This is a genomic window from Mycolicibacter minnesotensis (assembly GCF_010731755.1).
In the GTDB taxonomy this organism is placed as follows: domain Bacteria; phylum Actinomycetota; class Actinomycetes; order Mycobacteriales; family Mycobacteriaceae; genus Mycobacterium; species Mycobacterium minnesotense.
This window is the reverse complement of sequence record NZ_AP022589.1, coordinates 4044653-4068890: the sequence shown is the minus strand read 5'-3', so window position 1 is coordinate 4068890 and position 24238 is coordinate 4044653. Positions and strand designations below refer to the sequence as shown.

Here is a 24238-nt window from a genome sequence, read left to right as displayed (position 1 = left end):
AGCTGCCAGGACCCGGGCGTCGGCCCTGGGCACACTGGTGCTGTTGGGGGGCTTTAGACTGGGATTCAACGGCACTGAACCGGCAATCACCGGGGAGCCTTCGGAAGAACAGCCACGGTCTGGCCCAGTAGAACCGAACGGGACGGCCCGTCACAGCCTCACATCGAGCGGTCGCGCCTCAGCACGGGTGCGCGGCAAGCGGGGTGGTACCGCGGCGCTTGCGCAACCGCGCAGCGTCGTCCCCGGGCCGGGCCCTTGGGAGACGACACTGAAGTGAGCGAACGCAGCTATCCGAAGCCGGCCGCCGGCGCCCCCGACTTCCCGGCGGCCGAGTCCGCCGTCCTGGACTACTGGGCCGCCGACGACACCTTCCAGGCGAGCATCGATCGCCGCGACGGGGCGCCGGAATACGTGTTCTATGACGGACCGCCGTTCGCCAACGGGCTGCCGCACTATGGGCACCTGCTGACCGGCTACGTCAAAGACATCGTCCCGCGCTACCGCACCATGACCGGCTACAAGGTGGAGCGCCGCTTCGGCTGGGACACCCACGGCCTGCCCGCCGAGCTCGAGGTGGAGCGTCAACTCGGGATCACCGACAAGTCGCAGATCGATGCGATGGGCATCGCGGCGTTCAACCAGGCGTGTCGGGAATCGGTGCTGCGCTACACGTCTGAATGGCAGGCCTACGTCACCAGGCAGGCCCGCTGGGTCGACTTCGACAACGACTACAAGACCCTGGACCTGCCGTTCATGGAGTCGGTGCTCTGGGCGTTCAAACAGCTGTGGGATAAGGGACTGGCCTATGAGGGCTACCGGGTGCTGCCGTACTGCTGGCGCGACGAGACCCCGTTGTCCAATCACGAGCTGCGGATGGACGACGACGTCTACAAGAGCCGTCAGGATCCGGCGCTGACCGTCGGGTTCCGGGTGCTTGCGCAGGACTCCGCGCTGGACGGTGCCCACCTGCTGGTGTGGACCACGACACCGTGGACACTGCCGTCCAACCAGGCGGTCGCGGTCAACCCGGACGTGACTTATGTGGTGGTCGCGGCGGGGGAGCGGCGCTACCTGCTGGCCGAGGCGCGATTGGCTGCCTACGCGCGCGAACTGGGCCTGGGCGAGGGGGAGAAGCCGCAGCTGCTGGGCAGCTATCGCGGAGCGGAGCTGCTCGGCCTGCGGTATGTGCCGCCGTTTCCGTATTTCATGGACTCGGAGAACGCTTTTCGGGTACTCCCCGCCGATTTCGTGACCACGGAGGACGGCACCGGGATCGTGCACCTGGCACCGGCTTACGGTGAGGACGACAAGAACACCACGGACCCGGCCGGAATCACTCCGGTCACCCCGGTGGACGCCAAGGGCCGCTTCGATACGACTGTGCCCGACTATGTCGGCCAGCATGTGTTCGACGCGAACAAGGCGATCATCGCCGACCTGAAGAACGGCACCGGGCCGGCCGCGGCCAACGGCGCGGTGCTGGTGCGCCACGAGACCTACGAGCACCCGTACCCGCACTGCTGGCGCTGCCGTAACCCGTTGATCTACAAGGCGGTGTCGTCGTGGTTCGTCCGCGTCACCGAATTCCGGGACCGGATGGTGGAACTGGGCGAGCAGATCACCTGGTACCCCGAGCACATCAAGGACGGGATCTTCGGCAACTGGCTGCGCGGTGCGCGGGACTGGTCGATCTCCCGGAACCGCTACTGGGGCACCCCGATTCCGGTATGGAAGTCCGACGATCCGGCCTATCCGCGGATCGACGTCTACGGCAGCCTGGATGACCTGGAGCGTGACTTCGGAGTACGCCCGGACAACCTGCACCGCCCCTATATCGACGAGCTGACCCGGCCCAACCCCGACGACCCGACGGGCCGTTCGACCATGCGGCGCATCCCTGACGTGCTGGACGTCTGGTTCGACTCGGGTTCGATGCCGTATGCCCAGGTGCACTATCCCTTCGAGAACCAGCAATGGTTCGACGGCGGCGGGGGCCAGGCTGCCCATTACCCGGGCGACTTCATCGTCGAATACATCGGGCAGACGCGTGGCTGGTTCTACATGATGCATGTGCTGGCGACCGCACTGTTCGACCGTCCGGCGTTCAAAACCTGTGTGGCGCACGGCATCGTGCTCGGCAGTGACGGCCAGAAGATGAGCAAGTCGCTGCGCAACTACCCGGATGTGAGCGAGGTGTTCGACCGCGATGGCTCCGACGCCATGCGGTGGTTCCTGATGGCATCGCCGATCCTGCGCGGGGGCAACCTGATCGTCACGGAGGCGGGCATCCGCGAGGGTGTGCGTCAGGTGATGCTGCCGCTGACCAACGCCTACACCTTCCTGACGCTGTATGCCCCGAAACCCGGCGTCTGGCGTACCGATTCGACGAACGTGCTCGACCGTTACATCCTGGCCAAGCTGGCGTCGCTGCGTGACGACCTGACGCAGGCCCTGGATGTGTGTGACATCTCCGGGGCCTGTGAGCAACTGCGTCAGTTCACCGAGGCGCTGACCAACTGGTACGTCCGGCGGTCCCGGCAACGGTTCTGGGACGAAGACGCCGACGCAATAGACACCTTGCACACGGTGCTCGAGATCACCGCACGGTTGGCCGCGCCGCTGTTGCCACTAACCACCGAGGTGATCTGGCGCGGGGTCACCGGGGAACGATCGGTGCACCTCACCGACTGGCCGCTGGCCGCCGATCTGCCCGCCGATGCCGAGCTGGTGGCTGCCATGGATCAGGTCCGCGAAGTCTGTTCCGCGGCGTCGTCGGTGCGCAAGGCACACCAGCTTCGTGTTCGGCTGCCGCTGCCGAAGCTCACCGTCGCCGTCGAGGACCCGCAGCGACTGGCGCCGTTCACCGATCTGATCGCCGACGAGCTCAACGTCAAGGCAGTCGAACTCACCGACGATATCGCCCACTACGGCCGGTTCGAGCTGGCGGTGAACGCGAAGGCGGCAGGTCCTCGCCTGGGCAAGGATGTGCAGGCCGCGATCAAGGCGGTCAAGGCCGGTGAGGGCGTGGTCAACTCGGATGGAACCTTGAGCGCCGGCCCGGTGCTGCTGCTGGACAGCGAGTACACCTCCAAACTGGTGGCCGCCGATCCGGCGTACACCGTCGCGCTGCCCGACGGTGCGGGCCTGGTGGTGCTCGACAGCGCCGTCACGCCTGAGCTGGAGGCCGAAGGCTGGGCCAAGGACCGGATCCGGGAACTGCAGGAGCTACGGAAGAGCAGCGGCCTTGAGGTCTCCGACCGGATCAGCGTCGTGATCGCGGTACCCGAGCAGCGGCGCGAATGGGCACAGAATCATGCCGAGTTGATCGCCGGAGAAATTTTGGCGACCAGTTTCGAATTCGGCGACCCCGCCGATGCCACCGAAATCGGCGACGGCGTGCGGGTGGCCCTCGCCAAGGCCTGAGCAGCTCGGCATCGGAAAGCGGTCCAGCCAGGGCCGACTTTCTCGCGGCGAGATTCTTAAGGCCGCCGGTAGCCGGTGCGCGGGGCCGGCCAGCAGCCCAATGGCCCGGCGGGACATGGCATTTATGCAGATCGGGAGTGTAAAAATGCCCCCGCCGGGTCGGCGCCGCAGACTGCCTCGCAGCCCCAGCGCGGGCTTCGCTGCGGCCCGGACGGGAGGCCAACTCCTTTTCGGCGACCGTTCGTCCGCGATTAATCTCCAGGCCATACGAACAGTTGTTCGCGGTTGGTTCTGGCCCACCCGAATTGCCCCCAAAGCGGGCAACACATCGGGTGGGTCGGTTCGTTACTCGGCATAGAGGGGCAGGGGATTCATGGATTTCGGGGCGCTCCCGCCGGAAGTCAACTCCGCGAGAATGTATGCCGGACCCGGCTCGGCGCCGTTGCTGGCCGCCGCGGCGAGCTGGTCGGCGATGGCGACCGAACTGGACTACACGGCGACATCGTTCACCTCGGTGATCGCTGACCTCGCCGGGTCGGCGTGGAAGGGTCCCTCAGCCGCCTCGATGACGGCGGCGGCGGCCCCGTATGCGGCGTGGCTGAAGGCCACTTCGGTCGGGGCCGAGGAAACCGCGCTGAAAGCCACGGCAGCAGCCGGAGCCTACGAGGCCGCCTACGCAGCCACGGTGCCTCCGCCGGTGATCGCCGCCAACCGCACCTTGCTGGCCACGCTGGTGGCGACCAACTTCTTGGGGCAGAACGCGCCGGCGATCGCGGCCACCGAGGCGCAGTACGGGGAGATGTGGGCGCAGGACGCAGCCGCGATGTACGCCTATGCGGGCTCGACGGCAACCGCCAGTCAGCTCAGTCCTTTCACTACGCCGCCGGAGACCACCAATGCCGGCGGGCAGGCCGGCCAGTCGGCGTCGGTCAGTAAGGCGGCGCAGTCCGCAGCAGCCTCCAGCGCGGAGTCGACTCTGTCTGAGTTTCTTGACAAGATTCCCAACGCCCTGCAGAACATGCTGAACATGACGCCGACCCAGCTCGTGGACGACTACCAGGCGATCGTCAAGACCCTCACCAATGTAATCAGTACCGCCAACGGGCCCTACGGGATCAACATCGAGAGCTCGGCTCGGAGCATTTACCAGATGGCTATCAGCATCCCATCGGTAGCTAACGGGCTCGGCAACCTGACCACCACGCTCAGTCCCAAACCCATCGTCGGGGCGTTGTCTCCGTTGCTGTCCAGCCCGCTGCTGACCGGTTCGCAATCCATTCCGGCGGCGGTGTCGGGGGCTGTGGGTCGGGCCGGCCTGATCGGGTCGCTGTCGGTGCCGTCGACCTGGGCCAGCGCGGTGCCGGCGGTCAAGACCGCCGCTGTGGCCCTTCAAGCGAGTGTGCTCGAGGCAGCTCCGGCTCTGGCCGCCAACGGCGAGAGCCTGCTGGCCGGACAGATGGCACTGTCCAGTCTGGCGGGCCGGGCCATCGGCACTCCGGTACGTCAGGCCGCCGGAGCCGGAGCCACCCGGGCGATCAGTGCGATCAGCCATGTCACCAATACCCAGACGGGACCGGACATCGCCACCACCGCCACCGTCATCGTCATCCCCCCGATCGCGAAATAGCGAAAGTAGGTCGCGTTCATGGTTTTTCAGAGCTTCGCAGCGCAGCCACCGGAGATCATCTCCGGCCAGTTGTACTCGGGACCGGGGGCGGACCCGCTGTTCGCCGCAGCGGCGGCTTGGACGGGGCTGGGCGCCGAGTTGCATGCCACGGCATCGTCGTACCAGGCGGTATTAGCGAGTCTCGGCGGCGGCTGGCAGGGGCCGGCCGCGGCGGCGATGGCCGCGGCAGCCGCGCCGTACGTGACCTGGCTCCAGACCACGGCGGCACAGGCCGAACAGACCGCAGCCCAGGCCACAGCTGCCGCAGCCGCCTATGAATCGGCTTTCGCCGGGATCGTGCCGCCGCCGGCGATCGCCGCCAACCGCGCTCTACTGCAATCGCTGGTGGCTTCGAACATCCTCGGGCAAAACAGCACCGCGATCGCCGCGGTCGAAGCGGAATACTCGCGAATGTGGGCACAAGATGTCGCCGCGATGCAGGGCTATGCCGGTGCTTCGGAAGCGGCCACCGATCTGACCTCGTTCACCGCGGCGCCGCGGACGACCAACACTGAGCCGGGGAGCGCCGCGGCCACCTCCGATCCCGACCTGATTCAGTTGATCACGAAGCAGATCACCGATCTGACGGCTTCCTATAACGCCGGCTGGCAGAACGCGATCGATGGTGTCCTCGGCACCACCTACGGGCACGAGCTGTGGGAGAGCCACCTCTCGCTGGCCAGCGGCGTGAGCGGCCAGACCGGCTGGGTCAACGCCGTGCACGCCAGCACCAACCTGGGGATCACCCAGTTCCGGTCCGGGTACAAAGCGGTGATTCCGGTGATTCCGAAGTCGGCGCTTGGGGGACTGCACAGCTCCGGACTGACCGCAGGCGCCAGTCTCTCCTCTGCGGCAGGTGCCGCCTCCGGCAGCGCGATGCGGGTGGGAGCACTGTCGGTGCCGCCGAACTGGGCGAGTGCCACGTCGGCGATCCAGCTGGCCTCCACGTCATTTCCAGAGTCGGCCCTGGGTGCCGCGCCCGCCGCGGGTTCGGTGCCGGGGATGCTCGCCCCGGCCGCCATGGGCAGCGCCGCCGGTGGGGCGCTGGGGGCGCCCGCGGCGCGCACGCGCACGGTGGCGCCGGTTGCCCGCGTGGTGTCGACCAACATCACCGATCGCGAGGCGCCGGTCCCGCTCGACCAGGTGATCGCGCAATTGCAGCAGACGCCGGATGTGGTGCAGCATTGGAATGTCGACGCGGCCGGCCTCGACGAGCTGGTCGCGAAGCTGTCGCTGAAGCCGGGAATCCACGCGGTGCATGTCCTCGACGATGCGGACAGTGCCCTCGCCGGATCGCAGTCTGCGCTCGGTTGACGGGAGGACCCCTATGAAACTGTTGCTCGCCCCGCTTGTCGTCATCGCCGGGCTTATTCTCGCCGCACCCGGGCATGCCGAACCCGGTGAAGGAGAGCCGAAGACGGTCGACAGTGCCGAATTCATCGCGTCGCTGCGCCAGGTCGGGATCATCTTCGATGACACCGACCACGCCGTGGCCGCCGCCGAGGCTCTGTGCGGCCTGGCCGCCAACGGTGAATCGACGATGGAACTGCTCAACGACGTCACGGAGGCCAATCCCGATCTCAGCGTCGTCGACGCGGCCAGGTTCGCCACGATTGCGGCAAAGACGTACTGCCCACACCAGCTCAAGAAAGGTGGCGGCGGGTCGAAGTGACCCCAGGTCAGCGCTTGACGGCCCGCCAGCGCTGCTGACCAACCTTGGTCATCACCTGGACGTCACGGAATCCTTTGCTGTACAGCCGGTCCGGAAGTGGTCGGGGGACATTGGGTTGTAGGTGTCCCGGAAATGCATCAGCTGAAACATCGGCGAGTGCACGCCGTCACTGCCGGGCGAAGACCGCCCCGGTCGCCAGTAGACGAAACGCCTCGGCGAAACAGGCGATGCACCAGATCCATGGCCATGATTTTCGACCCTAGTCGGGTGCGGCCGGATTGCGGTGCGCCCAATAGGCTGGACCCGTGGACGCCCGATGGGTCCTGCACCTGGATATGGACGCCTTCTTCGCGTCTGTCGAGCAACTGACCCGACCGACCCTGCGGGGACGCCCGGTTCTGGTCGGCGGACTCGGGGGTCGCGGTGTGGTGGCCGGGGCCAGCTACGAGGCACGGGTTTTCGGCGCTCGCTCCGCGATGCCAATGCACCAGGCACGACGGCTGGTGGGCGCCCCAGCGGTGGTGTTGCCGCCGCGCGGCTCCGTCTACGGACTGGCGAGCCGGCGGGTTTTCGAGACGGTGCGCACCCAGATTCCGGTGGTCGAGCAGTTGTCCTTCGACGAGGCCTTCGGCGAGCCGGCCGAGCTGGCGGGGGCGAGTGCCACCGACGTCCTCCAATTCTGTGAACACCTGCGTCACCGGGTGCTCGAAGAGACCGGCTTGGTCGCGTCGGTCGGGGCCGGCTCGGGCAAGCAGATCGCCAAGATCGCATCGGATCTGGCAAAGCCGAACGGGGTGCGGGTGGTCAGCCGGGCCGAGGAACGGCTGCTGCTGGACGGACTCCCGGTGCGCCGGCTGTGGGGGATCGGCCCCGTCGCCGAGGAGAAGCTGCACCGACTGGGCATCGACACCATCGGGCAGCTCGCCGCACTGACAGATACCGAGGCCGCCGATATTCTGGGTGCCACGATCGGCCCGGCGCTGCACCGACTCGCTCGGGGAATCGACGACCGCCGGGTCGCCGAACGTGCCGAGGCCAAGCAGATCAGCGCCGAATCAACGTTTGCCGCTGACCTGACCACGTTGGATCAGTTGCGGGCCGAGATCGGACCCATCGGCGAACACGCCTATCGCAGGCTGCTGCGCGACGGTCGCGGCGCCCGGACCGTGACGGTGAAACTCAAGCGCGCCGACATGAGTGTGCTGACTCGCTCGGCCACTCTGCCCTATGCGACCACTGACGCAGCGGCGCTCACCTCGGCGGCCGGTCGACTGTTGCTTGATCCGCAGGAGATCGGCCCGATCAGGCTGCTCGGGGTGGGTTTCTCCGGGTTGACCGAGGTTCGCCAGGAGTCGCTCTTCCCGGATCTGGAGTTTCCCGACGCCGCATCAGCAGTGCCGGAAATCGCTGCGCGGGAGCCGATTACGTTGCCCGCGGCGGCGCACTGGCGAGTCGGTGATGACGTCAGCCATCGCGATCTCGGACACGGATGGGTGCAGGGGGCCGGCCATGGCGTGGTGACGGTGCGCTTCGAGACCCGCAGTTCGGGTCCGGGCCCGGTGCGGACCTTCCCCGACGACGAGCCCGGGATCAGCCGGGCCGACGCCGTGGACAGCCTCGACTGGCCCGACTACGCGGTTGAGGCGCGCGCGCACGACGAGGCACAGATCAGCCCCACCGGTCCATGACCTCATCGATGGGCTCGCCGGCCGCCAGCGCCGCCATCAGCAGAATCCGGGCCTGCGGTGGCCGCAGGCGGGGCACCAGCACCGCGCCCGCGTCCACCAGGGCTCGGCCCGGACCATAATCGGCACCGATCAGCCCATCCGGGACCCGGCTGGAGACCGCGACGGTCAGTCCGGCTCCGCAGTGCCGGCGCACCGAATCGATGACCGCCGACGGGGCGTTACCCGACCCGAGACCGGCCAAAATCACCCCCTGCGCGCCCGCGGCGGCGCAGGCATCCAGGGCCACAGCATCGGCACCCCCGTACAACGCGACCACGTCGACACGCGGGACGCTGGTCGCGACACCGAGACGGGGCCGCGTCTTGTCGCGAGTCAGGGTGACCCGGCCGTCGGCGACAGTGCCCGCCAGCGGACCGGTGAAGCCGGACAATCCAGTGAGGGTGGCCTTCTGCAGACCCAGCGGCGCCAGCACCCGGCCGGCGAAACACACCAGCACCCCGAGTCCCCGAGCGGCCGGGTCGGCAGCCACCAGCAGCGCATCCCGCAGGTTGGCCGGTCCGTCGGCGTCCGGAGCGTCCGCACTGCGCTGGGCCCCGGTAACCACGACCGGCGCATCCCCGGTATAGCCCAGTTCCAGCCACAGCGCACCCTCTTCGCAGGTGTCGGTGCCGTGGGTGACCACCACGCCGTCCGCGCCGCCCTCCACCTCGGCAGCGACCGCGCGCAGCAGGTCAGCCCACTCGGCGGGGCCGAGCTCCGAGCTGTCGCGGGCCATCAGATCCACCACCGTGACGTCTACGGCGCCGGTGTCGCCCAACAGTTCTGAGCCGCTGCGGGCGGGTCGCAACGTGCCGTCTCCCTGGGTGTTGCAGGAGATGGTGCCGCCGGTGGTGATGACGGTGACGCGCGTGGACTGCATGCCGCGATCATGCCCCACGTGGGTTGGGGGATGATGGGAGCGTGACTGACGAGACAACCGACTCGACCGAGACGGCGGTGGACCCGGTCCCGGCCCCTGAGTCGGAGCCGGCGCCAGCTCCCCGGCGGTTGGGACTGCTGCTGTCGGTGGCAGCGGTGGTGCTCACCGCCGACGTCGTCACCAAGGTGCTCGCGGTGAAGATGTTGACCCCCGGGCAGCCCGTGCCGATCATCGGCGACACCGTCACCTGGACCCTGGTGCGTAATTCCGGCGCTGCCTTCTCGATGGCCACCAGCTACACCTGGGTGTTGACGCTGATCGCCAGCTCAGTGGTACTGGGCATCATCTGGATGTCGCGTCGCCTGGTGTCGCCCTGGTGGGCCCTCGGGCTGGGGATGATCCTCGGTGGGGCACTGGGCAACCTGGTGGACCGGTTCTTTCGAGCACCCGGTCACCTGCAGGGCCACGTGGTCGACTTTCTCTCGATCGGTTGGTGGCCGGTGTTCAACGTCGCCGACCCCGCCGTGGTGGGCGGCGCGATCCTGCTGGTGACGCTGTCGGTTTTCGGCTTCGACTTCGACGTGGTGGGTCGGCGCGCCGGCAACGGCGCCGACAATGGCTAATAACCCTGAGGACGCTGTGACCGAACGATCCATGCCGGTGCCCGAGGGGCTGGCCGGCTTGCGCGTCGACGCCGGTCTGGCCCGCCTGTTGGGCTTGTCGCGGACCGTGGTCGCGACTCTGGCCGAGAACGGCGACGTCGAACTGGACGGTGTGGCCGCAGGCAAGTCCGATCGACTCGTCGCCGGGGCGTGGCTTCAGGTGCGACTGCCCGAACCGCCGGCGCCACCGCAGAACACCCCGGCCGAGGTCGAGGGAATGACGATCCTGTACTCCGACGCCGACATCGTCGCCGTCGACAAACCCGCCGGGGTGGCCGCACACGCGTCGGTGGGCTGGAGCGGGCCGACCGTGCTCGGAGGGTTGGCGGCGGCCGGCTACCGGATCACCACGTCGGGTGTCCCGGAACGCCAAGGCATCGTTCACCGGCTGGATGTCGGCACCTCCGGGGTAATGGTGGTGGCGATCTCCGAGCGTGCCTATACCGCCCTGAAGCGGGCGTTCAAGGCACGCACCGTGGACAAGCGCTACCACGCGCTGGTGCAGGGCCATCCGGACCCGTCCAGCGGCACCATCGATGCTCCGATTGGGCGCCATCATGGACCGGACTGGAAGTTCGCGGTGACCGCCGACGGACGACACAGCATCACCCACTACGACACGGTGGAGGCGTTCGTCGCCGCCAGCCTGCTCGATGTGCACCTGGAGACCGGCCGCACCCACCAGATCCGGGTGCACTTCTCGGCGCTGCGCCATCCGTGCTGCGGCGACCTCACCTACGGGGCCGATCCGACCTTGGCCCGCAAGCTCGGGTTGGAACGTCAGTGGCTGCACGCCCGCTCCCTGGCGTTCGCGCATCCCGGCGACGGGCGGCGTATCGAGATCACCAGCGAATACCCCGCCGATCTGCAACACGCCGTGGACATACTGCGGCGCTGAAAGGCGCTGAGTTCCGCGTCAGGGTGTGCGGGCCTCGACCACCCGTCGACGCGCCGCGGTATCGGTTCGGTCAGCTGGACTCTTCGGCCGGCTTAGGGGCCTTCGGCGGCCGGATCTTGAAGGAGATGCGCAGCTTAGTGCGGTAGATGATCCCGCCTTTGTCGTCGAGCGTCAGGTCCTGTTCGACCACCTGGGCGACGCGGATGTCATCGATGGTCTGCTTGGCCCGGTGCACCGCTTCGGCCGCGGCGTTCTCCCAGGACGAGGGGCTGGTCCCGATGATGTCGATCACCCGGTACACGCTCATGTATGACTCTCCTCCGATTCAGCCGAACCTCAACGTAGTGCACGGCGGCGGCCGCTGTCCCGGGAAACGACGGGGCAGAAGACACGTCTGGCGACACGCGCGGAAAGCGTCGGTGGTCGGCCATAGACTGGCGGTCCTATGGACAGTTCCTCTTCGCGGTCCTTCGTGCACCTGCATAACCACACCGAGTACTCGATGCTCGACGGCGCGGCGAAGATCGCCCCGATGCTGGCCGAAGCGCAGCGCTTGGAGATGCCCGCGATCGGCATGACCGATCACGGAAACATGTTCGGGGCCAGTGAGTTCTACAACGCGGCTACCAAGGTCGGCATCAAGCCGATCATCGGGGTGGAGGCCTATATCGCCCCCGGTTCTCGGTTCGACACCCGCAGGGTGCATTGGGGGGACCCGGGCCAGAAGAGTGACGACGTCTCCGGCAGTGGCTCCTACACCCACATGACGATGGTCGCCGAGAACGCCACTGGCCTGCGCAACCTGTTCCGGCTCTCGTCTTTGGCCTCCTTCGAGGGCCAGCTCGGCAAGTGGTCGCGGATGGACGCCGAGATCATCGCCGAGCATGCCGAGGGCATCATCGCCACCACCGGTTGCCCGTCGGGGGAAGTGCAGACCCGGTTGCGGCTGGGTCAGCAGCGCGAGGCCCTGGAGTCGGCCGCCAAATGGCGGGAGATCTTCGGCCCGCAGAACTACTTCCTGGAGGTCATGGACCACGGGCTGTCGATCGAACGGCGGGTCCGCGAAGGCCTGTTGGAGGTGGGCCGCAAACTCGGCATCCCGACGTTGGCCACCAACGACTGCCACTACGTCACACGCGACGCCTCGGGCAACCATGAGGCACTGCTGTGCATCCAGACCGGCAAGACGCTCTCGGATCCGACCCGGTTCAAGTTCGACGGCGACGGCTACTACCTGAAGTCAGCCGCCGAGATGCGTGCGCTCTGGGACGACCAGCTGCCCGGGGCCTGCGACTCCACGCTGTTGATCGCCGAGCGGGTGCAGTCCTATGCCGACGTGTGGGCCCCCCGCGACCGGATGCCGGTGTTTCCGGTCCCCGACGGCCATGACCAGGGCTCGTGGCTGCGCCATGAGGTGCTGGCCGGGCTGCAGCACCGCTTTCCAGCCGGTGTGCCGAGCGAATACACCGATCGTGCCGCCTACGAGATCGACGTCATCTGCGGCAAGGGCTTTCCGTCTTACTTCTTGATCGTCGCGGACCTGATCAGTTACGCCCGTTCGATCAACATCTGGGTGGGCCCCGGCCGCGGATCAGCGGCCGGCTCACTGGTGGCCTACGCGCTCGGCATCACCAACATCGACCCGATCCCGCATGGGCTGCTGTTCGAACGCTTCCTCAACCCGGAACGACCGTCAGCCCCCGATATCGACATCGACTTCGACGACCGCCGCCGGGGCGAGATGGTGCGCTACGCCGCTGAGCGGTGGGGCAGTGACCGGGTCGCCCAGGTGATCACCTTCGGCACCATTAAAACCAAGGCGGCGCTGAAAGATTCAGCCCGTGTGCATTACGGCCAACCCGGCTACGCGATTGCCGACCGGATCACCAAGGCGCTGCCGCCGCCGATCATGGCCAAGGACATTCCGCTGTCGGGCATCACCGACGCCAACCACGAGCGGTACAAGGAGGCCGCCGAGGTTCGGGCGTTGATCGACACCGATCCCGACGTGCGGACGATCTACGAGACAGCACGCGGCCTGGAAGGCCTGGTCCGCAACGCCGGTGTGCATGCCTGCGCGGTGATCATGAGTTCCGAGCCTTTGATCGAGGCGATCCCGTTGTGGAAGCGCCCGCAGGACGGCGCCATCATCACCGGCTGGGACTACCCGTCGTGTGAAGAAATCGGCCTGTTGAAGATGGACTTCCTAGGCCTGCGCAACCTGACGATCATCGGCGACTGTCTGGGGAACATCAAGTCGAACCGGGGCATCGACCTGGATCTCGACACCGTGCCGTTCGAAGACCCAGCTACCTACGAACTGTTGGGCCGCGGTGACACCTTGGGGGTGTTCCAGCTCGACGGTGGACCGATGCGTGACCTGCTGCGCCGTATGCAGCCCACCGAGTTCAACGACATCGTCGCAGTGCTGGCGCTGTACCGGCCGGGACCCATGGGCATGAACGCCCACAACGATTACGCAGACCGGAAGAACGACCGCCAGGTCATCAAGCCCATCCACCCCGAGCTTGAGGAGCCACTGCGCAGCATCCTGTCGGAGACCTACGGTCTGATCGTCTACCAAGAGCAGATCATGTTTATCGCTCAGAAGGTGGCGTCCTACACCATGGGCAAGGCCGATGCGCTGCGTAAGGCCATGGGCAAGAAGAAACTTGAAGTGCTCGAAGCCGAGTACAAGGGCTTCTATGAGGGCATGACGGCCAACGGATTCTCCGAGAAGGCCGTGAAGGCGTTGTGGGACACCATCCTTCCGTTCGCCGGGTATGCGTTCAACAAGTCGCATGCTGCCGCTTACGGCTTGGTGTCTTACTGGACTGCCTATCTCAAGGCGAACTATCCGGCCGAATACATGGCAGGTCTGTTGACCTCTGTCGGTGACGACAAGGACAAGGCTGCGGTGTACCTGGCCGACTGCCGCCGGCTGGGAATCACCGTGCTTCCGCCGGACGTCAACGAATCAGAGCTGAACTTCGCTTCGGTGGGCCAAGACATCCGCTACGGGCTGGGCGCGGTCCGCAACGTCGGCGCCAATGTCGTCGGCTCGCTGATCAACACCCGGAACCAGAAGGGCCGCTTCACCGACTTCTCGGATTACCTCAACAAGATCGACATCGCGGCCTGCAACAAGAAGGTCACCGAATCCCTGATCAAGGCCGGTGCCTTCGACTCGCTCGGCCATCCGCGCAAGGGTCTGTTCCTGGTGCACACCGACGCGGTCGACTCGGTGCTGGGCACCAAGAAGGCCGAGGCGATAGGGCAGTTCGATCTGTTCGGCGGGGGAGACGGCGACAGCGCTGGAGCCGATGCCGTTTTCGGTATCAAAGTTCCCGATGAGGAGTGGGTCGACAAGCACAAGCTGGCCTTGGAACGGGAGATGTTGGGGCTCTACGTCTCCGGGCACCCGCTCAACGGCATCGCACACCTGCTGGCCGCCCAGGTGGATACCCAGATCCCGGCGATCCTGGAGGGCGATATCGCCGCCGACACCCAGGTGCGGGTCGGCGGCATCCTGGCATCGGTGAACCGTCGGGTCAACAAGAACGGACTGCCCTGGGCTTCAGCGCAATTGGAAGATCTCACCGGCGGTATCGAGGTGATGTTCTTTCCGCAGACCTACTCGGCCTACGGGGCCGAGGTCGCCGACGACGCGGTGGTGCTGGTCAGTGCCAAGGTGAATATTCGCGACGACCGGATCTCGCTGATCGCCAACGAGCTGGTGGTGCCCGACTTCACCGCCAATGCCGCGGATCGTCCCCTGGCCGTGAGCCTTCCGACTCGGCAGTGCACCATGGACAAAGTCAGTGCGCTCAAGCAGGTGTTGACCCGCCATCCCGGCACCGCGCAGGTGCAGTTGCGGCTGATCAGTGGTGAGCGCATCACGGTGCTGGAATTGGACCCCTCGCTGCGGGTGACGCCGTCTTCGGCACTGATGGGGGACTTGAAGGCACTGCTCGGTCCCGGCTGCCTGGGCGGTTAGCCCAACGAGTACGTCACCGAAATTCCGAGCCAGACCGCTAAGTCACCGTCGACCGCCCGGATCGAAGATCACGTGCAGTGCATGCGGTCCAAGTGTCGGCACGTGGGTGGTCAGAACTTCGCAACGGCGCCGGCGTCGACCGGTAGCGCCGCTCCGGTGATGTACTGCGCCTCATCGGAGGCGAGGAAGAGCACGGCGTTACTGACGGCGCGTGCCTCGATCACCGGCTTGGGCAGCATGTGGAAGTGCCCGATGATCGCCGCGGTGTCGGCCATGGTTGGTTCGGCCAGGTCTGGGCGCAGAGTCCGGTGGAACTGGTCGTTGTCGATCATCGGTGTCAAGACGTTGCCAGGATGGATTGAGTTAACCCTGATCGATTGCGGCGCAAGCTCATTCGCGAGCGAATTCATCAACCCGACGACGGCATGTTTGGCCGACGCATAGTGGGCCATGTAGCCGCCGCCGCGAAGGCCCAACATCGAGCTGATCAAGATGATCGATCCGCCGCCGTTGGTCATATGTGGCAGTGCCGCTTTGACTGTGAGCCACACCCCGGTCAGGTTGATATCCAGCATGGTCTGCCATGCGGACTGTTCGATCAGCGCAGCCTGCGCCGGTGAACCGCTGATGCCGGCGTTCGCTACCACGATGTCCAGTGCGCCCAAGGTGGCCACACCCCGCTCAAGGGCGACGCGCAGGCTGTCCAGGTCGCGCACGTCGGCCTTGGCGGTGACGATGCGGCGGCCCGCCTTCTCCACCAGGGCCGCGGTGTCGGCGAGGTCATCCTCCGTCGCACCCGGATAAGCGACACCGTCGATGTCTGCGCAGACATCGACCGCGATGATGTCAGCGCCTTCCTCGGCCAGTCGAATTGCGTGTTCGCGACCCTGGCCACGGGCTGCGCCGGTGATGAACGCGACCTTGCCGGCGACTCTGCCGATCCTATTGTCGTACATCGCAACCTTTCGCCCGGATGATCTTCACCAGAAGCAGTCAAGCATGGCAGCGGCGCCGTGAATCACGCGGCGGCCGCCACCAGGCGCTCCACTTCATGCAGGTCGTAGGGCGCGCGTAGGCCGAGTATCAGGTGCTCGGCCCCGGCCTCGATGAGGGCAGCCATCAGGTCTGGATCTGCGCGCTCGATCCAGACCGTGCGTTCGATCTCGCGGGGGTCTCTGCCCAGTTCGTCACACCAGCGGTCGATGACGGCGTTCTTGACGCGAACCGTGTCGGCATCCCCGTAGCCATTCCACATGTCCGCGTGCTGCGCCACCAGTCGTAGCGTGCGCCGTTCCCCGTTGCCGCCGATCAGGACTGGCAGCCGGCCAATCGGCCCGGGTTGCAGTAGACCGAGGCGGCGCCGGATGCGGGGTAGAGCCTCGGCGAGGAAATCGAGTCGTTGTCGGGGTGTTCGCCCGGGGTAGCCGTACTCGATTTCGTCCTTGTCCATCCAGCCCGAGCCAATACCCAGCACGGCTCGGCCGCCGGAGAGGTGATCGAGGGTGCGGGCCATGTCGGCCAGCAGGTCTGGGTTGCGGTAGCCGCCGCCGGTGACCAGCATGCCGATCTGGGAGACCTTCGTTGTGGTGACCGCCATGGCAGCGAGAATCTGCCAGCCCTCGAAGTGTGATTCCTCAGCCGAACCATATAGCGGCGGGAAGAAGTGGTCCCACGTCCACAGGCTGTCCACGCCCAAGTCGTCGACGCCCTGCCACCCCGCTCTCAGGTCGGACATCGTCGTGTTTTGCGGATGAATCTGAACACCGATTTTCACCATCACGGCCAATCATGCCCTGACGGTGACCCGCCCTGGCGGTCACCGCATGATCGCAACCAAAAGCTCATATCCGCAGGCCCGCCACCTCAGAACTTGTAGCGCAGCACCCGGGCCCGGCCGGACAGAGACGAGAATCGGCCGGCTAGCCGGGTGAGGGCGCGGGCCGGGTTGGGAAACGTGTCAACCTCCGCGGCGTGTGCCAGGCAGGCCTGCTCGACCAGGCGCAGTCGGGGATCCCACCGCTCCGGTGTCCGCGGATCGGTGAATCCAGGGTTGGCCCAGACATGACGCAGCACGCTGAACATTCCGCGCGGCGCCAGCTTCATGCTCAGCGAACTCACCGCCCCGACCCTGCCGTAGTCGTTGAACGCCAATTCGCCCGTACCGAAATGGTCGATGACGTGGCCGATCAGCCCGATGACCTGCGCCTGGGTGAGGAAGGCGAACAGTCCATCGGCGATCACCATGGTCGGCCGCCCGACCGGAATGCCGGATGTCCAGTCGACGCCGGTCAAATCAGCGGCGATCCGATGCTCGCCGGGCTGGGCCGGCACCACCGTCTCGCGCAACGCGATCACCCGCGGCAGATCAATGCTGTACCAGTCGACGCCTGCGGGCGGGATCACCCGGGCCAGCGGCTCGTTGAGCCCGGACCCGAGGTCGACCACTACCGCCTCGGGATTGGCCGCGGTGTAAGTGCGGACCCGCTCGTCGAGCATTTTGGCGCGCAAGGCGGTTTGGCGCACCACGCTTGCCGGAATCCGGAAGGCGGCAAAGTCGTAGTCGATCAGACCGACGACCCGGTCAGAGAGCCCGTCGTCGAGGATTGAGGTGGGGGACCGATAGTCGAGCGCACGGGCGTACGCGGTGAGGAACGCGGTCTGCTCGACCAGACTGAACTCGGTCACGGCAATCGACATGGGCTCACCGTAGGCGATTTCCGCCAACGGCATACGTAGGTGCGGTCCAGCGCCGGCGTCGAACTGGAGCGGGTCAGTCGCCGAGGACGCCGAGGACGAGCCAGGCCGCGGTGCATACGCCCGCGGCGGTGAGAACCGCGGTCGCGGCGCTGGACGTCACTGCACCCACCGCCAGCAAGGTGAGGATCCCGAGCGCCAATGCGACCACTTTGTAGGTCGGCCAGGGCACACCGGCGATAGCGACGTGCCGCCTGGAACGGTCGACGATGGCCATAAGTCAACGGTACGGGACAACTATTTGTTAGGCCAGCCGAAATCTGCTGGTGCAAGGGTTCGGGGGCGGTGTCGGTCTAGGCTTGGTGGCATGCCATTGAGCGGAGAATATGCACCCAGCCCGTGGGATTGGTCACGGGAGAACGCCGAGCAGTACATGGCCTCTGGCGGCACGGAGGGCACCGAGTTGAAAGGCATGCGCGTCGTGCTGCTCACTACGGTCGGCGCCAAGACCGGCAAACTGCGCAAAACCCCGTTGATGCGGGTCGAACACGACGGCCAGTATGCGATCGTCGCATCGCTGGGCGGGGCCCCGAAGAACCCGGTCTGGTATCACAACGTGGTCAAGAATCCCCGGGTTGAACTCCAGGATGGCCCCGTCGCCGGCGACTACGACGCCCGCGAGGTGTCCGGCGACGAGAAGGCGCAGTGGTGGGAGCGTGCTGTGGCCGCTTACCCGGACTACGCCGACTACCAGGAAAAGACCGACCGCGAGATCCCGGTGTTCGTGCTGACCCCGGTGGGCTGAACTCCCAGCTGGGTGGCACCATATTGCGGTGTCCGCCGAACTGCGCCAGAACCGAAGTGGCTCCTTGCCCCGCCCGCTGACCGCGGCCGACATCGACGCGGCGGCCGAGCGGATCGCCGGGGTGGTCGCGCCCACCCCGCTGCAGTACAGCGAGCGGCTCTCCGAGCTGACCGGCGCCCAGGTCTATCTCAAGCGCGAAGACCTGCAGTCGGTGCGGTCCTACAAGCTGCGCGGCGCCTACAACCTGCTGGTGCAGCTCACCGAGGCTGAGTTGGCCGCCGGTGTGGTGTGCTCGTCAGCCGGCAATCACGCACAGGGATTCGCCTACGCCTGTCGCGCGCTGGGCGTCCACGGCCGGGTCTACGTGCCGGCCAAGACCCCGAAGCAGAAGCGGGACCGCATCCGCTACCACGGCGGGGAATTCATCGAGCTGATCGTTGGCGGGGCCACCTACGACCTGGCGGCCGAGGCCGCACAGGCTGATGTTGCCCGCACCGGAGCCACCCTGGTCCCCCCCTATGACGACCTGCGGACGATGGCAGGTCAGGGCACCATCGCGGTGGAGATCCTCGACCAGCTCGAGACCGCACCGGATCTGGTGATCGTTCCGGTCGGCGGTGGCGGCTGCATCTCGGGCATCACGACCTATCTGGCGGAGCGGACATCCACCACCGGGGTGCTCGGCGTCGAGCCGGCCGGAGCCGCCTCGATGATGGCCGCGCTGACCGCGGGGGAGCTGGTCAGTCTTGAGCACGTCGACCAGTTCGTGGACGGCGCCGCCGTCAGGCGCGCCGGAGCCCTGCCGTACGCCGTGCTGTCGGGGGCCGGCGACATGGTGTCGGTGACCACCGTCGACGAAGGTGCCGTCTGTACTGCGATGCTCGATCTGTATCAGAACGAGGGGATCGTCGCCGAGCCGGCGGGAGCGCTGTCGGTGGCCGCACTGGTGGAGGCCGATATCCAACCGGGATCGACGGTGGTGTGCCTGATCTCGGGGGGAAACAACGACGTCTCCCGGTATGGCGAGATCTTGGAGCGCTCCCTGGTGCACCTGGGCCTCAAGCACTACTTCCTGGTCGATTTCCCCCAGGAGCCGGGCGCTCTGCGCCGCTTCCTCGACGAGGTCCTCGGTCCCAACGACGACGTGACGCTGTTCGAGTACGTCAAACGCAACAACCGCGAGACCGGCGAGGCGCTGGTCGGGGTGCAGCTGGGGTCGGCAGCCGATCTCGACGGACTGCTGTCGCGGATGCGCACCTCGGAGATCCACGTCGAAACCCTGGAACCTGGTTCGCCGGCATATCGCTACCTGCTCTGACAGCTCCGCGGCCGTGGGGCGAGATCAGCTGTGGTGCCGCTCCAGCAGAACCCCGGGCAGCTCGGCGAACAGCTCCGCGGCGCGGACGGCACCCATCCACTGTCGCCCGGTCAGGCGGTCGATCCAGGGGCCCTGCGGCAGCGCTATCACCGTGTCGGCCCAGCCGGACTCGGCCAGCCGCGCCGTCCAACGGGTGATCGCCACCGCCACGTCGTCAGCGCGCCGAAATCCCACCACGTGGTCGGCGGCAGGCCCGGCCGCCAGTATCGGCCGGTAGGCGCCGTGCCGGAAGGTGTCTGGGCGCGCGCGGCGGGCCCGCAGAGCGCCCTGTACGACACGCATCTTGGGGTGTGTGGCTGCTTCCAGCGCGACACGGCAGGCGGCGAAGTCGACCGCGCGGCGGTTGTCCGGATCGGCCAGGCTGTCCTCCCACAGCTCGGTGCCCTGGTAGACATCGGGCACACCGGGCACGGTCAGGGCCAGCAGCTTCTGGGCCACTGCATCACTGTGGGCGTGTGGTGCCACTGCATGGACCAACTCGGTGAGTTCGTCGGCGACCGGACCGTGCAGAACCGCATCCAGCCAATCGGAGACGGCACGCTCGAATGCGTTGTCCGGGTCACGCCAGGAAGTGCGCCCGCCCGCCTCCCGGATGGCCTTACGCGCGTAGGCGTGTAGCCGGGCACGCAGTGCCTCAGTGACGATTCCGTCCTCCGGCCAGGCTCCGAAGATGTTCTGCCACAGAAACAGTCCCGTCGCTGCGTCGGGACATGGAATGCGGGACTCCCAGCGCTGCACCGCACCGGCCCAGCGTCCGGGCAGCTGCGAGAGCACGCCGATGCGCGCTCGGACATCCTCTCCTCGCATCGTGTCATGGGTGGAAAGAGTCGTCATCGCATCCGGCCAGTGACGAGCACGGCCGGCCACGGCGGCGTGGAACTCGCCGCTGGTGCAGCCGAACCGCAGTGGGTCACCACCGAATTCGTTGAGTGACACCAACCGGGCGTAGCGATGGAACAGGCTGCCCTCGACTGCGCCGGCCACGACCGCCACACAGAGTTGCTGCAGCCGCACCGCGGCTTCGCCCCCGCCGGCGACGGCGGCACCGATGACCCCCAGCGGCTCAGCCAATTCCGGTTCGGCCGCGGCGGCTTGGGCGATCGCAGCGGGCAGAATGGGCTCGGTCATCGGATAGTCGCAGCGGTACACCCCGATCTGGCCGAGCAGCGCCGCGAGCGCCTTGGCCAGCCGGGGGTCGACGGTGCCGGTAGCGGCGGTGACGCAGCGCAGCAGGCGCTGACTGTCGTTGGCCAGGGCCGCGGCGGTCATGGTGCGCAGCGTGGGCAGCGGTCCCACCGCCGTCGGGGCCGCCAGCGCGCTCAGTTCGGGGACCCCGTCGGGGTCGACGAACAGCCCCCCGATCAGCCGCAGTGCGTCGTAGCCGGTGGTACCGGCCACCGGGAGGCAGGGGTCCAGTGCTTCGCCGGTGGCCAGATTCTTCTCCACGATGATCCAGGCCGAAGGACCGATCAGCGCGCGCAGTCGGCGCAGATAGCCGACCGGGTCGGACAGTCCGTCGAGGTGATCGATGCGGACCCCGTCGACCACGTCCTCAGCGAACCAGCGGGCCACCTCGCGGTGGGTCGCGGCGAAAACCTGCACATCCTCCTGGCGCAGCGCGGCGAGGGTGTTGATGGTCAGGAATCGGCGGTAGCCACAGACGCCACTGCGCCAGTCCACGAGGTGGTAATGCTGTCGGTCGAGTACCTGGTGTGGGTCGCCGGCGCCGGTGCCCGGGGCGATCGGCAGCACCAGGCCGCCCACAACCAGGGTGTCGCCGTGGCGCGTCAGGCCGGCCAGATCCCGGTCGGACTCCAGGACGGGGAGCACGAGTCGCCCCGCGCCCCGGTCCCAGTCGATGTCGAAGAATCCGGCGTAGTCCGACGATCGCCCGTGCCGCAGCACATCCCACCACCAGGGGTTCTCCGCGGGCACCTCGACACCGGCATGGTTGGGCACGATGTCGACGATCAGGCCCATTCCGCGCGACCGCGCCGCCGCAGAGAGGCGGGCCAAGCCGTCCGGCCCGCCCAGATCGGCGGAGACCGTAGTGGGATCGGTGACGTCATAGCCGTGGCTGGACCCCGAAGTCGGTGTCAGGATGGGGGAGAGATACAGATGGCTGATTCCGAGCGCGTCCAGATAGTCGAGCAGGTTCTCGGCGTCGGCGAAGGTGAAACGACGACCAGCGGGTCCGCGCAACTGCAGCCGATACGTCGACAGCACCGGGGACACCATCGGGTCACCGGCTCTTGCGCAACACGGTCAATGAGCGTCCCATCACGGTGATGGCCTGCCCGGCGTCGACTACCAGTTCGGAGCTGCCGGCCGGGTGGGCTGTGTCGATCACCGCGGTCCAGACCTGCGCGTACTCGCTGTTGGGCGTGACGAACTCCACGGAGGTGTCACCGGAGTTGAAGCACAACAGAAACGAGTCGTCGATGATCCGTTGTCCGCGGGCATCCGGCTCCGGCAGTGCGTCGCCGTTGAGAAAAACCATGACGCATCTGCCGAATTCGCTGCCCCAGTCCTGTTGAGTCATCTCGTGACCCGCTGGGGTCAGCCAGGCGATGTCACGCACCTCATCGCCGCCGCGGATCGGTCGGCCCTTGAAGAATCGGCGCCGCCGGAACACCGGATGGGCGGTGCGCAGTGTGGTCAGGGCCCGGGTGAATGCGAGCAGGTCGACATTGCGCTCGGTCAGAGTCCAGTCCATCCAGGACAGTTCGGAGTCCTGGCAGTAGACGTTGTTGTTGCCACGCTGAGATCGGCCCATCTCATCGCCGTGCAGAATCATCGGAGTGCCCTGGCTGATCAGCAGGGTGGCCATGATGTTGCGGACCTGGTGGGCACGCAAGTCCGTGATCGCAGGGTCCTCGGTGGGGCCTTCGACTCCGCAGTTCCATGACCGGTTGTGGCTCTCACCGTCACGGTTGTCCTCGCCGTTGGCCTCATTGTGTTTCTCGTTGTAGGACACCAGGTCCGCCAAGGTGAAGCCGTCGTGGCAGGTGACGAAGTTGATGCTGGCGCTGGGGCGGCGGCCGGTCGCCTCATAGAGGTCCGAGGAACCGGTCAGCCGAGAGGCGAACTCGCCGAGCGTCTCGGGCTCACCGCGCCAGTAGTCGCGAACGGTATCGCGGTACTTCCCATTCCATTCCGTCCACAGCCCGGGGAAATTGCCCACCTGGTAGCCGCCTTCGCCGACATCCCACGGCTCGGCGATCAGCTTCACCTGGCTGACCACCGGGTCCTGTTGCACCAGGTCGAAGAACGCGGACAGCCGGTCGACGTCGTGAAGTTCCCGGGCAAGCGTGGAGGCCAAGTCGAAGCGGAAACCGTCGACGTGCATCTCGGTCACCCAGTAGCGCAGTGAGTCCATGATGAGCTGCAGGGTGTGCGGGTGACGGGCGTTGAGGCTGTTGCCGGTACCGGTGTAGTCGGTGTAGTGCCGCAGATCGGCCTCGTCCAGCCGGTAGTAGGCGGCGTTGTCGATACCGCGGAAGTTGAGGGTGGGTCCCAGGTGATTGCCTTCGGCGGTGTGGTTGTAGACCACGTCGAGGATCACCTCGATACCGGCCTGGTGGAACGCCCGAACCATGGCTTTGAACTCGGCCACGGCGCCGCCGGGTGCGCGGCTGGCCGCGTACTCGTTGTGGGGAGCGAAGAATCCGAAGGTGTTGTATCCCCAATAGTTGCGCAGTCCCAGCTGCAACAGCCGCTGATCGTGCAGGAACTGATGCACGGGCATGAGTTCGATAGCCGTCACGTTGAGTGACTTGAGGTGGTCGACGATAACCGGGTGGGCCAGCCCGGCGTAGGTGCCGCGAAGTTCGGCCGGAATGCCCGGGTGGGTCTGGGTCATGCCTTTGACGTGTGCTTCGTAGATGATCGTCTGGTGATAGGGGGTGCACGGCGACCGGTCCGCGGCCCAATCGAAGTAGGGGTTGATCACCACGCTCGTCATGGTGTGGCCCAGGGAGTCCTGTGCCGGGGGCGTAGCGCCGCTGTCGGGATCGGCCGGGTCGTAGGAGAACAGTTGCGGGCCGAAGTCGAAGGCGCCGTGGAAGGCTTTCCCATACGGGTCGAGCAGCAGCTTTCCCGGATCGCAACGCTGTCCCGCGGACGGGTTGAAAGGACCGTGCACCCGAAAGCCGTAGTGCTGGCCGGGGCCGACGCCGGGCAGGTACGCGTGCCAGACGTAGCCGTCCACCTCGTCGAGACCGATACGGGTCTCGGTGTGGTCGCGGTCGTCGATGAGGCAGAGCTCGACGTGCTCGGCAACTTCGGAGAAGACCGCGAAGTTGGTGCCGGCTCCGTCGTAGACCGCGCCGAGGGGGTAACTGTTGCCGGGCCAGACCGTGGGCGTGGACGGCTCCGGTGTGGGGGCGGGGACCGGCTCAGCCGACGACATCGCTTGACCTTATCCGCTTGTGCAC

At 66.8% G+C, this 24238-nt stretch carries 18 protein-coding genes; 10 read left to right on the top strand and 8 right to left on the bottom strand.

All coding sequences use genetic code 11. From position 1 onward, the window contains the following. The first annotated feature begins 273 nt into the window (after positions 1-273). The 5 genes from ileS (at position 274) to G6N09_RS18780 (ending at position 8449) form a co-directional block, all read left to right on the top strand. Complete coding sequence (ileS, locus tag G6N09_RS18800; RefSeq protein WP_083023386.1) at positions 274-3423, top strand: isoleucine--tRNA ligase; 3150 nt, start codon at positions 274-276, stop codon at positions 3421-3423. A gap of 415 nt (positions 3424-3838) precedes the next feature. Then, complete coding sequence (locus G6N09_RS18795) at positions 3839-5050, top strand: PPE family protein (RefSeq protein ID WP_322789957.1); 1212 nt, start codon at positions 3839-3841, stop codon at positions 5048-5050. A gap of 18 nt (positions 5051-5068) precedes the next feature. Beyond that, entirely contained in the window at positions 5069-6403 is a 1335-nt protein-coding gene (locus G6N09_RS18790) for a PPE family protein (protein ID WP_083023383.1), read from the top strand. A 13-nt stretch (positions 6404-6416) separates the two neighbouring features. Beyond that, positions 6417-6761 carry a DUF732 domain-containing protein gene (locus tag G6N09_RS18785; RefSeq protein WP_083023380.1) on the top strand — a complete coding sequence of 115 codons (345 nt, stop codon included), beginning with the start codon at positions 6417-6419 and terminating at the stop codon, positions 6759-6761. Between the two features lie 305 nt (positions 6762-7066). Next, the gene (locus tag G6N09_RS18780) at positions 7067-8449 is read left to right on the top strand and encodes a DNA polymerase IV (RefSeq protein ID WP_083023378.1); all 1383 of its coding nucleotides are present in this window, start codon (positions 7067-7069) and stop codon (positions 8447-8449) included. On the opposite strand, the gene G6N09_RS18775 is transcribed toward G6N09_RS18780, so the two are convergent. After that, positions 8430-9368 (bottom strand): asparaginase, encoded by a 939-nt coding sequence (locus G6N09_RS18775; protein ID WP_083023375.1) that lies wholly within the window; start codon positions 9366-9368, stop codon positions 8430-8432. The two genes, G6N09_RS18780 and G6N09_RS18775, sit on opposite strands and share 20 nt — an antisense overlap. A 41-nt stretch (positions 9369-9409) precedes the next feature. On the opposite strand from G6N09_RS18775, the gene lspA reads away from it, so the two are divergent. Together lspA and G6N09_RS18765 are read left to right on the top strand one after the other, a co-directional pair. After that, on the top strand, positions 9410-9991 hold the full coding sequence (gene lspA / locus G6N09_RS18770) for a signal peptidase II (RefSeq protein ID WP_179959856.1): 582 nt from the start codon (positions 9410-9412) through the stop codon (positions 9989-9991). Between the two features lie 16 nt (positions 9992-10007). Further along, positions 10008-10928 (top strand): RluA family pseudouridine synthase, encoded by a 921-nt coding sequence (locus G6N09_RS18765; protein ID WP_083023371.1) that lies wholly within the window; start codon positions 10008-10010, stop codon positions 10926-10928. A 70-nt stretch (positions 10929-10998) separates the two neighbouring features. On the opposite strand, the gene G6N09_RS18760 is transcribed toward G6N09_RS18765, so the two are convergent. Next, positions 10999-11235, bottom strand: coding sequence for a dodecin family protein (locus tag G6N09_RS18760; RefSeq protein ID WP_083023370.1), 237 nt, complete (start codon positions 11233-11235; stop codon positions 10999-11001). Positions 11236-11373: 138 nt separating this feature from the next. On the opposite strand from G6N09_RS18760, the gene dnaE reads away from it, so the two are divergent. Beyond that, positions 11374-14925, top strand: a complete 3552-nt coding sequence (gene dnaE, locus G6N09_RS18755; RefSeq protein ID WP_083023367.1) for a DNA polymerase III subunit alpha — start codon at positions 11374-11376, stop codon at positions 14923-14925. Positions 14926-15035: 110 nt separating this feature from the next. Here the strand turns inward: dnaE and G6N09_RS18750 are convergent, their stop codons facing one another. The 4 genes from G6N09_RS18750 to G6N09_RS18735 all read right to left on the bottom strand — a co-directional run bounded on the left by G6N09_RS18750 (position 15036) and on the right by G6N09_RS18735 (position 17896). After that, positions 15036-15881: a mycofactocin-coupled SDR family oxidoreductase gene (locus tag G6N09_RS18750; protein ID WP_083023364.1), complete on the bottom strand. Its 846-nt coding sequence runs from the start codon at positions 15879-15881 to the stop codon at positions 15036-15038. Between the two features lie 62 nt (positions 15882-15943). Beyond that, a complete protein-coding gene (locus tag G6N09_RS18745) occupies positions 15944-16660 on the bottom strand; it encodes an LLM class F420-dependent oxidoreductase (RefSeq protein WP_234806922.1) in 717 nt (238 codons plus the stop codon). A gap of 128 nt (positions 16661-16788) precedes the next feature. After that, entirely contained in the window at positions 16789-17622 is an 834-nt protein-coding gene (locus G6N09_RS18740) for a class I SAM-dependent methyltransferase (RefSeq protein WP_083023500.1), read from the bottom strand. Positions 17623-17695: 73 nt separating this feature from the next. Next, entirely contained in the window at positions 17696-17896 is a 201-nt protein-coding gene (locus G6N09_RS18735) for a hypothetical protein (RefSeq protein WP_083023361.1), read from the bottom strand. A 90-nt stretch (positions 17897-17986) separates the two neighbouring features. Between G6N09_RS18735 and G6N09_RS18730 the strand changes: the two genes are divergently transcribed. Continuing rightward, the gene (locus G6N09_RS18730; RefSeq protein WP_083023359.1) at positions 17987-18424 is read left to right on the top strand and encodes a nitroreductase family deazaflavin-dependent oxidoreductase; all 438 of its coding nucleotides are present in this window, start codon (positions 17987-17989) and stop codon (positions 18422-18424) included. 28 nt (positions 18425-18452) lie between these two features. Further along, positions 18453-19742, top strand: coding sequence for a threonine ammonia-lyase IlvA (ilvA, locus tag G6N09_RS18725; RefSeq protein WP_083023357.1), 1290 nt, complete (start codon positions 18453-18455; stop codon positions 19740-19742). A 24-nt stretch (positions 19743-19766) separates the two neighbouring features. Here the strand turns inward: ilvA and treY are convergent, their stop codons facing one another. Then, positions 19767-22040, bottom strand: coding sequence for a malto-oligosyltrehalose synthase (gene treY / locus G6N09_RS18720; protein ID WP_083023354.1), 2274 nt, complete (start codon positions 22038-22040; stop codon positions 19767-19769). A gap of 4 nt (positions 22041-22044) precedes the next feature. Then, positions 22045-24213: a glycogen debranching protein GlgX gene (gene glgX, locus G6N09_RS18715; protein WP_083023352.1), complete on the bottom strand. Its 2169-nt coding sequence runs from the start codon at positions 24211-24213 to the stop codon at positions 22045-22047. Positions 24214-24238: the final 25 nt, after the last annotated feature.